The sequence below is a fragment of the Sphingomonas sp. FW306-05-A genome (assembly GCF_058782275.1).
In genome coordinates this window covers 68,228-81,575 of record NZ_JBYSXN010000003.1, presented here as the reverse complement: position 1 = coordinate 81,575, position 13,348 = coordinate 68,228, and the positions used below count along the sequence as shown (strand labels likewise).

The 13,348-nt window shown below is 67.2% G+C and carries 12 protein-coding genes and 1 tRNA gene; 4 read left to right on the top strand and 9 right to left on the bottom strand.

Annotated elements, in window-relative coordinates; all coding sequences use genetic code 11:
- The first annotated feature begins 506 nt into the window (after positions 1 to 506).
- From AC3WJR_RS16700 to AC3WJR_RS16690, 3 genes are read left to right on the top strand one after another with little or no spacing between them, the layout of a single operon-like run.
- Positions 507 to 1,448, top strand: a complete 942-nt coding sequence (locus AC3WJR_RS16700) for a Gfo/Idh/MocA family protein (RefSeq protein ID WP_492726342.1) — start codon at positions 507 to 509, stop codon at positions 1,446 to 1,448.
- Complete coding sequence (locus AC3WJR_RS16695) at positions 1,445 to 2,926, top strand: glycoside hydrolase (protein WP_492726339.1); 1,482 nt, start codon at positions 1,445 to 1,447, stop codon at positions 2,924 to 2,926. Before AC3WJR_RS16700 ends, AC3WJR_RS16695 begins: the two co-directional genes overlap by 4 nt.
- The gene (locus AC3WJR_RS16690) at positions 2,908 to 3,930 is read left to right on the top strand and encodes a glycoside hydrolase family 43 protein (protein WP_492726336.1); all 1,023 of its coding nucleotides are present in this window, start codon (positions 2,908 to 2,910) and stop codon (positions 3,928 to 3,930) included. The genes AC3WJR_RS16695 and AC3WJR_RS16690 overlap by 19 nt, the downstream gene beginning before the upstream one ends.
- A 54-nt stretch (positions 3,931 to 3,984) precedes the next feature.
- Here AC3WJR_RS16690 and gyrB read toward each other — a convergent pair whose 3' ends face one another.
- The 8 genes from gyrB to dapB form a co-directional block, all read right to left on the bottom strand.
- Positions 3,985 to 6,504 (bottom strand): DNA topoisomerase (ATP-hydrolyzing) subunit B, encoded by a 2,520-nt coding sequence (gene gyrB / locus AC3WJR_RS16685; protein WP_492726334.1) that lies wholly within the window; start codon positions 6,502 to 6,504, stop codon positions 3,985 to 3,987.
- A gap of 95 nt (positions 6,505 to 6,599) precedes the next feature.
- Positions 6,600 to 7,385: an OmpA family protein gene (locus AC3WJR_RS16680; protein ID WP_492726331.1), complete on the bottom strand. Its 786-nt coding sequence runs from the start codon at positions 7,383 to 7,385 to the stop codon at positions 6,600 to 6,602.
- 84 nt (positions 7,386 to 7,469) lie between these two features.
- Positions 7,470 to 8,528 (bottom strand): DNA replication/repair protein RecF, encoded by a 1,059-nt coding sequence (gene recF / locus AC3WJR_RS16675; protein WP_492726329.1) that lies wholly within the window; start codon positions 8,526 to 8,528, stop codon positions 7,470 to 7,472.
- 92 nt (positions 8,529 to 8,620) lie between these two features.
- Entirely contained in the window at positions 8,621 to 9,406 is a 786-nt protein-coding gene (locus AC3WJR_RS16670; RefSeq protein ID WP_492726327.1) for a Coq4 family protein, read from the bottom strand.
- Positions 9,407 to 9,502: 96 nt separating this feature from the next.
- Positions 9,503 to 9,579: transfer RNA gene (locus AC3WJR_RS16665), tRNA-Arg, on the bottom strand.
- A 73-nt stretch (positions 9,580 to 9,652) separates the two neighbouring features.
- The gene (locus AC3WJR_RS16660; RefSeq protein ID WP_492726326.1) at positions 9,653 to 10,021 is read right to left on the bottom strand and encodes a hypothetical protein; all 369 of its coding nucleotides are present in this window, start codon (positions 10,019 to 10,021) and stop codon (positions 9,653 to 9,655) included.
- 3 nt (positions 10,022 to 10,024) lie between these two features.
- Complete coding sequence (nth, locus tag AC3WJR_RS16655) at positions 10,025 to 10,711, bottom strand: endonuclease III (RefSeq protein ID WP_492726325.1); 687 nt, start codon at positions 10,709 to 10,711, stop codon at positions 10,025 to 10,027.
- Positions 10,708 to 11,436 carry a 4-hydroxy-tetrahydrodipicolinate reductase gene (gene dapB, locus AC3WJR_RS16650; RefSeq protein ID WP_492726324.1) on the bottom strand — a complete coding sequence of 243 codons (729 nt, stop codon included), beginning with the start codon at positions 11,434 to 11,436 and terminating at the stop codon, positions 10,708 to 10,710. The genes nth and dapB overlap by 4 nt, the downstream gene beginning before the upstream one ends.
- Positions 11,437 to 11,494: 58 nt before the next feature.
- Here dapB and AC3WJR_RS16645 point away from each other — a divergent pair, with 58 nt between their 5' ends.
- A complete protein-coding gene (locus tag AC3WJR_RS16645) occupies positions 11,495 to 12,193 on the top strand; it encodes an NAD-dependent deacylase (RefSeq protein ID WP_492726322.1) in 699 nt (232 codons plus the stop codon).
- Between the two features lie 138 nt (positions 12,194 to 12,331).
- Here the strand turns inward: AC3WJR_RS16645 and era are convergent, their stop codons facing one another.
- A complete protein-coding gene (era, locus tag AC3WJR_RS16640; RefSeq protein WP_354283254.1) occupies positions 12,332 to 13,243 on the bottom strand; it encodes a GTPase Era in 912 nt (303 codons plus the stop codon).
- Positions 13,244 to 13,348: the final 105 nt, after the last annotated feature.

The following is a 13,348-nucleotide window of genomic DNA, read 5'->3' as shown; positions in this document are numbered from 1 at the left end:
GACAATATCAGCCAAATTTTATTGCGCAACAGTGGGGTGAGACTTTCCGCACGCCTCCCAACAATGACCATCACCGGCACGATCGGGTGCGATAGCCCCGGTGAAATCGATCCAAAGTCAACATTGCAGACCCATTTGGCATCTCTGCGCGACAGGCAGTCAACTAATGAAACGCTACGACAGGCTCTTCCATGGCCAATGGTAAACCAGCTTGACGGCCCATTAGTCGGGGTTATTGTCAAACAAATAAGAGGAGAGGAGCCGCGGTGCAGTCAGCCGGATACAGGCGTGCGGGGCTTGCTGCCCGGCACCGGGTACGGAACAAGGGGATGTCGGCGTGAACGGCTACGACCCAGCCATCATCGTTGACACCCGGGACATGCGTGCTGCCGACACGGCGCGTGGTTCCGCGCACTTTCAATTCAGCGTCAAGGATTTCGCATGACCGCAACCAGAGAACGCCTGCATCGCGACAGGCCGCGCAACGTGATTACGGGGCGTTCGCTGTGAGCGCGCCAATCCGCATCGCCGTCGTCGGCATGGGCAAGATCGCCAAGGATCAGCATCTCCCCGCAATCGCCGGGATCCCCGATTTCGATCTCGTCGCCACCGTCAGCCGCAGTGGCGACAGCACCGACGGAAAACCGCACTTCCGCGACATCGAAGCCTTGGCCGCCAGCGGCATGGCAATCGATGCGGTGGCCTTGTGCACCCCGCCGCAAGTCCGCCGCCGCATCGCGCAATTCGCGATCGACCAGGGCTGGCACGTCTTCCTCGAAAAGCCCCCCGGCGCGACACTGTCCGAAGTGGAAGCGTTGCGTGAAGCCGCCGATGCACGTGGCATCAGCCTGTTCGCGAGCTGGCATTCGCGCTTCGCCGATGGGGTCGAGCCAGCACGCGCGTGGCTCGCCGACCGCACGATCCGCAGTGCCACGATCACGTGGCGCGAAGATGTTCGCGTCTGGCATCCCGGACAGGACTGGATCTGGGAACCGGGCGGGTTCGGTGTGTTCGATCCGGGCATCAACGCGTTGTCGATCGCGACGCGCATCCTGCCCAACCCGATGTTCGTCGAACAGGCCGACCTCGATGTTCCCGCCAATCGTGCCGCGCCGATCGCGGCGCGCGTCGGGTTCCGCGACACCGCGGGCACGGCGATCGCGATGGACCTGGATTTCCGCCAGGAGGGCCCACAAAGCTGGGACATCGTGGTCGAGACCGACGCGGGCACGCTGACGCTCGCGAAGGGCGGGGGTGAGCTTTCGATCGACGGCGGTGCGGCCCCGACCGCTGCGGTCGATCTGCACGGCGAATATCCCGGCCTCTACCGCCGCTTCGCCGAGATCGTCCATGCGGGTGTCTCCGATGTCGATGTCAGCCCGCTCCGGCTGGTCGCCGACATCTTCCTGCGCGGGCGGACGACGATCGTCGAACCCTTCGTGGAATGAAGCGGCCACGCTCCAGCCGTTTCGCCGCCTGCGTTGCCGCCTTATGCCTCGCGACCTCGGCGGTAGCGCAGGAACCGACGGTATCGGTCACGATCCGTCCGGCGGTCGAGCGTCCGTCCACGGTGTTCGAAGGCTGGGGCACCGCGCTCGCCTGGTTCGCGCACGTCACCGGCGGCTGGCCCGAAGCCGATCGCGCGCGTCTCGCCGACCTGTTTTACGGTACGGACGGGCTCGGCTGGACGATCGCGCGCTATAACATCGGCGGCGGCAATGCGGCGGATACACCGGCCTATCTGCGGCCGGGTGCCGCGATTCCCGGCTTCTGGCGGCAACCGGCAGGTGCCACCGGTCGGGACTGGTGGCGCGCGGATGACGCAGCGATGTGGGACTGGTCGCAGGACGCGAACCAGCGGTGGTGGCTGGATGCGATCCGTGTCCGCGTGCGCGAACCGATCTTCGAGGCTTTCTCGAACTCGCCCCCGTGGTTCATGACCGTATCGGGTCGGGTGTCGGGTGCCGAGAAGGGCACGGACGACAATCTCCGCCCCGGATTCGAACGCCCCTTCGCCGACTATATGGCGCGCGTCGTGGACGAGCTGCAGCATCGCCACGGAATCACCTTCCGCACGCTCTCCCCCGTCAATGAGCCCAACACCGATTATTGGTTCGCCAAGAACACGCAGGAAGGCGCGCATTGGTCGCCCGCGCGCCAGGCGATGATGATCGACGCGACGGACGCGGCCTTGAAGGCGCGCGGTCTTGCGACCGTCATCGCAGCACCCGACGAAACGAATTCGCATCTGTTCCTGCAGGACTGGGCCGCCTACCCAAAGGCAACGCGCGCGCGGGTCGGGCAGCTCAACGTCCACAGCTACGGCACGGTCAACCAGACCGGGGTGCGCGACGTCGCGCGCGCTTCGGGAATCAAGCTCTGGATGAGCGAGAACGATACGCCGCTCGACAAGGACCCGCAGGACTTCGAGGGCATGCCCTCCGCGCTCGCCTTTGCCGAGCATGTCGTGCTCGACCTGAAGCGGCTCGAACCCGCCGCCTGGGTCTTCTGGCAGGCGACCGAGAATACCGCATTGTCCGGGCCGGGTTCGAACTGGGGACTGGTGAAGGCCGATCTCCGCGTGCCCGCCGCCGGGCCGCACGCAATTCACGTGACGCGCAAATATTGGGCGATGGCGCAATTCAGCCGGTACATCAGGCCCGGTTACCGCCTCGTGCCGGTCGACGATCTCGATACCGCAGGCGCATTATCCCCCGATGGGCGGACGCTGGTGCTCGTCCATGTCAACGGCGGGATCAACCCGCGCGCGCTGAGCCTCCCGCGTGGCTGGCATGCGCAGATGGTGCTGACCGACCGGAGCCACACGGGCTCCTGCGTTTCGGGGACCACCGTCCCGGTCCGCGCGATTGCGACGCTGCTGCTCACACGAACCATCGGGAAAACGCCATGCGCCACCGGACGCTGACCGCTCTCGCGGCCCTGCTCGCGATCGCGCCTGCGGTCGCCGGGCCGCCCGCCCCGGCCCGTCCCGCAGCCACGCTGCGCATGCCCGACATGCCGCTGCACGATCCCTGGATCGTCGCCGACCGTAAGAGCGGCACCTATTATCTCTACACCAAGAACGATCGCCGCATGACCGGCGACGCTGGCATCGGAATCATGGCGTACACCAGCCGCGACCTGAAGAGCTGGACCAGACCGCGCGTCGTGTTCACGCTGCCCAAGGGCCTTTGGGCGAACGACGGTGCCTGGGCACCCGAGGTCCACCGCTGGCGTGGACGCTGGTATCTCTTCGCCACTTTCTACAACGATTCCGCGCCGATCCCCGCGACGGACCAGCGCCGCCCGATCCGACGCAGCACGCTGCTGGCGGTGAGCAATGCGCTGACCGGTCCGTTCACGCTCGTGCGGAACGGCGAACCGCTGGTCGACAAGAGCCGGATGTCGCTCGACGGGACGCTCTATGTCGATCCCGCGGGCAAGCCCTGGCTCGTCTACGCGCACGAATGGGTGCAGGTCGGTGACGGCACGATCGAGGCGATTCCACTCGACGATAGCCTGCGCGCAGCCGGACCGCCCCGCCTGCTGTTCAAGGCGTCCGACGCGCCATGGGTCCCGCGCAAGGCCGAGACGAATTACGTGACCGACGGCCCCGAGCTGATCCGCACCCGCACCGGCACGCTGCTGATGCTGTGGTCGAGCTATGACGCCAACGGCTACGTCCAGAGCGTCGCCCGCTCGCGCACCGGTTCGATCGGAGGACCGTGGGAGCAGTTACCGCCGCTGGTGCGCGCCGATAGCGGGCACGGCATGATCTTCCGGCGTTTCGACGGCACGCTGATGATGGTGCTGCACCGCCCGTTCCAGAACGCCCGCGGCAAGCTGTACGAAATGCGCGACGCCGGCGACAACATCGCGGTTGTGCGCGAAGCAACCGAGCTCGACGGCGAACTGCATCCGACCGATTAGTCGCGAAGGGCGGGATGCGTCTTGATCGACGCATCCCGCCCATTCGCCATTTGCTTAAACGTCGAGGTTGGCGACGCTCAGCGCATTCTCCTGGATGAACTCGCGGCGCGGTTCGACCACGTCGCCCATCAGGCGCGTGAAGATCTCGTCCGCGACATCCGCCTGGTCAACTTCGACGCGGAGCATCGAGCGATTCTGCGGATCGAGCGTGGTTTCCCACAATTGCTCCGCATTCATCTCGCCCAGCCCCTTGTAGCGCTGGATCGCCAGCCCCTTGCGCCCCGCAGCGAGGATCGCGTCGAGCAGCTGCGACGGGCGCGCGACCATCGTCGAGCCCTTGCTCACCGTTGCGGGTGCGCCCGCACGGCCACCCTCGGGCGCGGTCGCTTCGGCTTCGTCCGCTGCGGCATCGGCTTCCGCCTGTGCCGCCGCGGCTGCCTTGTTCGACACGAGTCGGGCTGTATCGACGAACGCCTCGGCCTGTTCCGCCGCGAGCGTGTGGAGCTTGCGCGCCTCTGCCGAGCCGAGGAACGCCGCCTCGATGATGTGGTGATCGGTCACGCCGCGCCACACGCGCTCGACATGGAACCCGCCATCTTCGGCGAGCGTCGCCGACCAGCGTGCGTCCTGATCCGCCGCGTCGAGCCCGCGCACGACCTGCACCACACGCTCGCGCCGTGCGTCCAGATCGAGCGCCGGATCGAGCGCACCACCCATCGCGAGCGCCTCGACGATCGTCGGGTCATAGCGCCGCGGCACGAAGCGCATCAGCGTCCGCATCCGCCGCGCGTGATCGACTAGCGTCCGCAGGTCCGCGCCCGAACGCGAGCCCTGCGCACCCTCGAGCACGACGCTCGCGACGCCATTCTCGACCAGATATTCGTCGAGCGCGCTGTCGTCCTTCAGATACACCTCTGACCGCCCACGCGTCGCTTTGTACAGCGGCGGCTGCGCGATGTAGAGGTGCCCCTTGGTGATGATCTCCGGCATCTGGCGGTAGAAGAACGTCAGCAACAGCGTGCGGATATGCGCGCCGTCGACGTCTGCGTCGGTCATGATGACGATCTTGTGGTACCGCAGCTTCTCGACGTTGAAGTCGTCGCGCCCGATCCCGGTGCCCATCGCCTGGATCAGCGTACCGATTTCCTTCGACGACAGCATCCGGTCGAACCGCGCGCGCTCGACGTTGAGGATCTTGCCGCGCAAGGGGAGGATCGCCTGGAAGTGGCGGTCACGCCCCTGCTTGGCCGACCCGCCAGCCGAGTCGCCCTCGACCAGGAACAGTTCGGACTTGGCCGGATCACGCTCCTGGCAATCCGCGAGCTTGCCCGGGAGCGACGCGATATCCATCACGCCCTTGCGCCGGGTCAGCTCGCGCGCCTTCTTGGCGGCCTCGCGCGCAGCGGCGGCGTCGATGATCTTGAGGACGATCGCCTTGCCGTGCGCCGGGTTTTCCTCGAGCCATTCGGCAAGCTTGTCCGCCATCAGCGATTCGAGCGGCTGGCGCACCTCGGACGAGACGAGCTTGTCCTTGGTCTGGCTGCTGAACTTGGGGTCGGGCAGCTTGACCGAGACGATCGCGGTGAGACCCTCGCGCATGTCGTCGCCGGTGAGGCTGACTTTCTCCTTCTTCAACATGCCGGATTTCTCGGCATAATTGTTGAGGGTGCGCGTCATTGCCGCGCGGAACGCGGCCATGTGCGTCCCGCCGTCGCGCTGCGGGATGTTGTTGGTGAAGGCGAGGACGTTCTCGTAATACGAATCGTTCCACTCGAGCGCGACGTCGATCGTGACGTCGTCGCGCGTGCCGCTGATCGCGACCGGCTCGGGCATCAGCGCGGCCTTGTTGCGATCGAGATATTTCACGAACGCGGCGATCCCGCCCTCGTAATAGAGCTCGACCGTCTTCACGTCCTCGTGCCGCGCATCGTTGAGGAACAACCGCACGCCCGAATTGAGGAAGGCGAGCTCGCGGTAACGATGCTCGAGCTTGTCGAAATCGAATTCGGTAATCTTGAACGTCGCAGGGCTGGGGAAGAAGGTGACGCGCGTCCCCTTCTTGCCCGGCGCGGGGCCGACGATCTTGAGCGGAGCGACCGCATCGCCGAACGCGAAGCGCATGTAATGCTCCTGCTCGTCGCGGAAGATCGTCAGATCGAGCCATTCGCTCAGCGCGTTGACGACCGAGACGCCGACGCCGTGGAGCCCGCCCGAGACCTTATACGCATTGTCGTTCGAAGTGTTCTCGAACTTACCGCCCGCGTGGAGCTGGGTCATGATCACCTCGGCGGCGCTGACGCCTTCCTCGGTGTGGATGCCCGTCGGAATCCCGCGACCGTTATCCTCGACCGTGACCGATCCATCGGCGTTGAGCGTGATGTCGATCCGGTCGCAATGCCCGGCGAGCGCCTCGTCGATCGCGTTGTCGGAAACCTCGAACACCATGTGGTGGAGGCCCGAACCGTCGTCGGTATCGCCGATGTACATGCCGGGCCGCTTGCGCACTGCGTCGAGGCCCTTGAGCACCTTGATCGAGTCTGCGCCATAGTCGTTGGTATTGGGGTCTTCTGCCATGCCAAGCGTATAGGGATTCAGGGCTGGAAACGGAAGCGAAATGGCATGCGCGTCCTGCGCCGCCCCGGCGGGATCCGGAGCGACGCAGACGGGTGTCAGCGCGCGAAGCGGTCGGCGCGCTGTCCGAGCAGCGTGACCTCGACGCGGCGGTTCTGGCGCATGCCCTGGGGCGTCGTGTTGGGCGCGACCGGGCTCGCCTCGCCATGCCCGACGACCGAGAAGCGCGCGCGGGTCACGCCCATCTGGTCGAACGCGGTCCGCACCGCATCCGCGCGGCGCTCGGACAGCGCCTGGTTGTGCGCATCGGTCCCGCGCGAATCGGTGTAGCCGTCGATCGCGACGCGCACGCCCGAATCCGAGCGGAGATAGTCGGCAAGGCCCTTGAGCTTGTCGATCGCGCCCGGGCGCAGCACTGCGCTGTCGGTCGCGAACAGCACGTCCTCGTCGAGCCGCATTATTGCGCCCCGCGCGGTCTGGCGGAAGCCGTAGCCGCGCATCGCGCCCTGGTCCCAGCCGCCGCGCGGCGGTCCGCGGCGGTCCTCGACCACGACGACGCGGTCGCGCGCGGCCCAGTCGAACCGGTCACGGCGCGGCCCGGCGACCTGCGCGAACGCGCGGTTGGCGGCATCCGCTTCGCGCTGGTTGATCCGGCCATCACGATTGAGGTCGAAGTTTCGCACCACGAATGCGCGGCCGCGATTGGTCTGGCGCAGTTCGGGGAACAGGATCGGCACGCCTGCGCCGCTCAATCGGTAATCGCGATCACCCGCACGTCCGCCACCCCAGTCCCAGCGGTCCTGTGCAGCCGCGGGAAGCGCACCCCCCGCCAGCGCGATCGCTGCAAAGGCGGCGGCAAGAACGGATTTGCGGTCGAAGCTCATCGGTGGTCTCCAGGCCCCCGCCCGTTCCCGCTCGCCTAGCCCCCGACCCTTTAACAACGCGTGAGCCTCATCGACAGTCGCGGTTCAGCCGGCTCCCGCCCCGAGCGTGAGCCGTAGCGCATCGCGCCCGAGATCGGCGAACAACGCATCTTCAGTGCCCGTCATCCACACTTGCCCGATCCCGCCGAGCCGCGCGAACAGCGCCGCCCGCCGCACCGGATCGAGATGCGCAGCGACTTCGTCGAGCAACAGCACCGGCGTCATCCCGGTCCGCTCCGCGACCAGTTCGGCATGCGCGAGGATCACGCCGAGCAGCAGCGCCTTCTGCTCGCCGGTCGAACACAGCGACGCGGCCTGCCCCTTGCCGAGATGCGTCACCGCCAGATCGCAGCGATGCGGCCCGACCAGCGCACGTCCCGCGGCGGCATCGCGCGCCCGGCTCTGTGCGAGATCGGCGGCGAGCGTTTCCCCCGCACCCGTCCAGCCGATGAGGTCGAGCCCGGCGCGCGCGAACGGCCCGTCGGGTTGCTCGATCAGCCGCAGCCCGAGCGCCGCGACCGTATCGCGCCGCGCGAGATCAATCGCTATGCCGTGTTCCGCCATCTGCGCTTCCAATGCGCGCAGCCATTCGGGGTCGGGGCGTCCCTCCTCCCCCAGCAGGCGATTGCGGGCGCGCATCGCTGCCTCGTAGCGATTGGCGTGGACCGCATGGCCGGGGCTGAGCGCGAGCGTGAGCCGGTCGAGAAACCGCCGCCGCTCACCCGCGGGTTCGACGAACAGCCGGTCCATCGCCGGGGTCAGCCATAGAACGGTCAGCCATTCCGCCAATTGCGTCGCCGCCACCGCGCTCCCCTGCACGCGGACGATCCGCCGCTCGGGCGCATTCGGCTGCGCGCCGGTCGCGATCGCGACATCGCCGCCGAGGTCGCTGGCGATCCCGAACCCGCCCGGTCCGTCCTGCCGCGCCATCTCGCCAAGCCCTGCGCGCCGCAGCCCGCGCCCCGGCGCCAGCAGCGACACCGCCTCGAGCACATTGGTCTTGCCCGCGCCATTCTCCCCCGTCAGCACGACAAACCCCGGACCGGGCGCGATCGCCAGCGTGGCGTGATTCCGGAAATCGGTGAGGACAAGACGCGTCAGCATTGCGCCCGCTCTACCCGCTTGGTCACGTTTCGCAATTTGCGTGATGCATCCCCGCTTCGCGAAGACGGGTTCGGCGAATGCGACCGGCCTGCTCAGCCGGCGAGTTCGGGGGTTGCCGCGGAATCGCGACGCGCGCTGAGATACGACGCCAGCTCCGCGCCCAGCACATGCTGCGCCTTCAGATATACGGTCGGGGTGACGATCCCGAGCCGGGCGCGCGCGGCCTCGATCGGCTCGGCGAGCAAGGCCAGATAGTCCTCGCCCGAAATCCAGCGCGCACGCCGACCGTTGCGATAGCCTTCCCATACGGCACGCGCGAACAATGTGTTGCGCGTGACCGAAAGGCTCTTGAGCGCCGCCGCCCCGCCGATGAACGCCCAGCCAAGCCCGCCGACCTGCGCATAACTGAACGCGACCAGACAGGCCTCGCCCAGCGATTCGTCCGCCTTGTAGCCGGTCAGCACATGCCAGATGTCATGCGTGTCGCGAACGCGCCGCCCGAACCACGCATAGGGATGCGCGACCTGATCGTCGCTGTCGATCTTGCTGACCTGCACCAACCCATCTGCGGAATAGCCGGTCGTCTCCAGAAACGCGCGATATGCCGCGCCGACCGTGCCGGGGGCAAACTGCCGGACGAAGGCGCGATCCGAAAATCGTTCGGCCAGTTCGACGTGTTCCGAGGCGAGGCGTCCCCCCTCCACCGTCGCGATCAAACGTGCGTAATTTTTGGGGCCGTTACCGACGTTGAGCGCGCGCATGATGCGGAACACTTGCGTCGTGTCGTCGCCATTCGCCATCAGTTTGCGGATCGCTTCGAAGGCGGTGCGCCAATCGCGGCGACCGCTCGTGCCCGGAAACGCTGGAAGCTTGGCCATCGACTCGGCTCCTTACTGACACCTGTGTTAGTGCGAGTGGAACAGGCAAAGGTCAAGCGTGGTCGACGGACGTATGCGGAGAGGATTGGTCGAAAATGGTGCACCCGACTGGATTCGAACCAGTGGCCTCTGCCTTCGGAGGGCAGCGCTCTATCCAGCTGAGCTACGGGTGCCTGATTGATCGCCTAGCAAAGCACGCGGTGCGACGCCAGCCCCGATCGACGATTCCCGGTCGCCGTCCGCGATTCACCGCGCGGCCAATGTCACCGGCTGGAATTGGCCCAGTCCGCAACTCGCACCGGGCGTCAGATACGGTGCCTGGTACAGCACGGTGATGATGTCGGTCGAACACAATCGGCTGAGGCTCGTCGCATAGCTGAAGCGCTGTTCGAACCCGAGGCTGGGGCAGGCGCTGGGCAAGGTGTTGCGATAGACCTTGCGGCCGGTCATCATGAAATCGATCGTGCGGTCATCGCGGACGCGCGTCTCGCGGATCTGGACGAGCGGAATGCAGCTGACCGCCGCCCCGCTGGGTGTCGCCACCGGAATCTTCTCGCGCGCGACTGCGGCGGTCGTCAGGGACAGCAGGGCGATGGCGATCAGGGTAAGGCGCATGGACTATTCCTCGTCTCGACGCGGCTCCCCCGGCGTTTGCGCTGCGCGCGATTTCGGCGGGGGCGTCTTGGGCTTGAACGCACAGAGATCCGCAACGACACAGCGCCAGCATTCCGGCGTCCGTGCCTTGCAGACATAGCGCCCGTGCAGGATCAGCCAATGGTGCGCGTGCAACCGGAACGGCTGCGGCGTCGCCTTGTCGAGCTTGAGTTCGACCGCGAGCGGGGTCTTGCCGCGCGCCAGGCCGGTGCGATTTCCCACGCGGAAGATATGCGTGTCGACCGCAAAAGTCTCGGCGCCGAACGCGACGTTGAGCACGACATTGGCGGTCTTGCGGCCGACGCCCGGAAGCTGTTCGAGCGCGGCACGATCATTCGGGACGACCCCGCCATGCTCCGCGATCAGTCGCTCCGACAGGGCGATGACGTTCTTCGCCTTGGTGTTGAACAGCCCGATCGACTTGATGTGCGCCTTCAGCCCGTCCTCGCCCAGCGCGACCATCTGCTCGGGCGTGGTCACTTCGGCGAACAGGCGGCGCGTCGCCTTGTTGACACCCACGTCGGTCGCCTGCGCGGACAAAGCGACCGCGACGACCAGCTGGAACGGGTTGCCCGCCTCGAGCTCGGTCTCGGGATGCGGGTTGTCCGCCGCGAGCCGCGCGTAGAAGTCGACGACGTCGGCCTTTTTCACACCCCGACCACCTCTTCCATCGCGTACCGGCCAGCCGGTTTGCCCGCGAGCCACAGCGCCGCGGTGATCGCGCCGCGCGCGAAGATTGCGCGATTCTCCGCACGATGGCCGAGCTCGATCCGCTCGCCTTCGCCCGCGAACACGACGAGATGGTCGCCCGCGACCGATCCGCCACGGAGCGATGCGAAGCCGATCGTCCCTTCCGAGCGCGCACCGACCAGACCCGCTCGGTCCGACACGCGCAGCTCGGCGAGCGGCGCCCCCCGCCCCGCCGCCGCCGCCTCGCCGAGCAGCAACGCGGTCCCCGAGGGCGCGTCGACCTTGTGGCGGTGATGCATCTCGACGATCTCGATGTCCCAATCCGGCCCGAGCCGCGCCGCCGCTTCGCGCACCAGCTTGGCGAGCAATGTCACGCCGAGCGAGACGTTGCCGGTCTGCAGCACCGCGATCTCGCTCGCGGCAGCATCGACCAATGTGTGATGCGTCGGGCTGAGCCCGGTCGTCCCGATCAGGATCGGCGTCCCGGTCAGTCGCGCGGCGGCAAGATTGCGTTCGAGCGCAGACGGCGCGGAGAAATCGATCAGCACGTCGGCCTCGTGCGCGAGCGTCGCCGGATCGCCGCCTGCGTCGATCCCGCCCGCGAGCGTCGCGCCCAGATCGGGCACCGCCGCGGCAAGCGCCCGCCCCATGCGCCCCGCGCTCCCGATAATGCCGATCGCGGTCATCGCACTTGCTCCGTAAATTCCTCTCCCGGGCCTCTAGAGCCTCGCGTACAGAGATACCATGCGAGGAACGGAAAACATCGTGGTTCTGACCGGAGCCGGCATTTCAGCCGAAAGCGGGATCGCGACCTTCCGCGGACCCGGCGGATTGTGGGAGGGGCACCGTGTCGAGGATGTGTGCACGCCCGAGGCGCTCGCGGCGGACCCCGTGCTGGTCCACCGCTTTTACGACGCACGCCGTGCGGAGCTGGCGGGCGTCGCGCCCAATGTGGCGCACGCTGCGCTCGCCCGGCTGGATGCGGCGTGGCAGGGCGACTTGCTGATCGTGACGCAGAACGTCGATGACTTGCACGAACGCGCCGGCGCGAAGCGGCTGCTCCACATGCACGGCGAATTGCGCTCGGCATTGTGCGCGGCGTGCGACGCGCGGGTGGCATGGGACGCGGCACTGCCGCCGGGGTCGGTCTGCACGACGTGCGGCGCGCCCGACCTGCGGCCCGACATCGTGTTCTTCGGGGAGATGCCGTACCAGATGGAGCGGATCGAACGCGCGCTGGCGGACGCAGACCTGTTCGTCTCGATCGGGACGTCGGGCGCGGTCTATCCCGCCGCGGGGTTCGTGCAGGGCGCGCGTTATGCCGGTGCGCAGACACTGGAACTCAATCTGGAGCGGTCGGCGGGGAGCGGCTATTTCCACGAGACGCGGCTCGGCGCGGCGGGGGTGCTGGTGCCGGAATGGGTGGAGCAGATGCTCGCCTAACCCCCTCCAGCGCTTCCCCGACAAAGGCCGGGGCCCAGGAGAGGAACGCACGAGGCTAGGCGGTGCGCTTCGTTACCCCGGACATCACGACTGGGCCCCGGCCTTCGCCGGGGAAGCGTCACAGTAGAGCGCAGGCGCTCACTCCACCCAGTCGAGCCCCATGTCGCGATACACGTCGCGCTCGTCGTCCCAGCCGGGGCGGACCTTGACGTGCAGGTACAGATGCACTGGCCGCCCCATGATGTGGCTGAGTTCGGTCCGCGCGCGCGCACCGATTTCCTTGATCCGCGTGCCGCCCTTGCCGAGCACGATCGCGCGCTGGGTCGGGCGTTCGACCAGGATCTGCTGGTGGATCTCGACCGATCCGTCCTCGCGCTCGAGATATTGCTCGGTCTCGACCGCCGAGGCGTAGGGCAGTTCGGCGTGGAGCTGGAGAAAGATCTGCTCGCGTGTCACTTCCGACGCAAGGCTGCGCTCGGTCGCGTCGGAGACCTGGTCCTCGGGGAAATGCCACGGCTCGGCGGGCATCCGCGCCGCGAGATGCGCCTTCAACTCGGGCAGCCCGTCCCCGGTCGAGGCGCTGACGAAGAACGTCTCGTCGAACGTGACCAAGCCATTGAGCCGCTCGGCATGCAGCAAGAGCTTCGCCTTGTCGGCCAGATCGACCTTGTTGAGGATCAGGTACTTGGGTTCGGGCCGATCCTTGATCGCGGTCGCGATGTCGGTGACCTTGGTCGGCAACCCGCCCTTGGCGTCGACCACCAAAGCGAGCACGTCGGCACCTTCCGCCCCGCCCCACGCCGCCTGCACCATCGCGCGGTCGAACCGGCGCTTGGGCTCGAAGATGCCGGGCGTGTCGACCAGCAGCAACTGCGTGTCACCCTCGATCGCGACGCCCATCAGCCGCACGCGCGTGGTCTGCGCCTTGGGGCTGACGATCGCGACCTTCTGCCCGACCAGCGCGTTGACGAGCGTCGACTTGCCCGCGTTAGGGGCGCCGAGGACGGCGACGAGTCCGCATTTCTGGCTGTCGCTTTTCTGGTCGGTCATGGGGTATCCTTGGAACAACGCGGCATCACGCCGATAAAATGCATATAGTCCTGATGCGCTTCCCCGGCGAAGGCCGGGGCCCAGCAGCGGGCCGGACATTGCCGC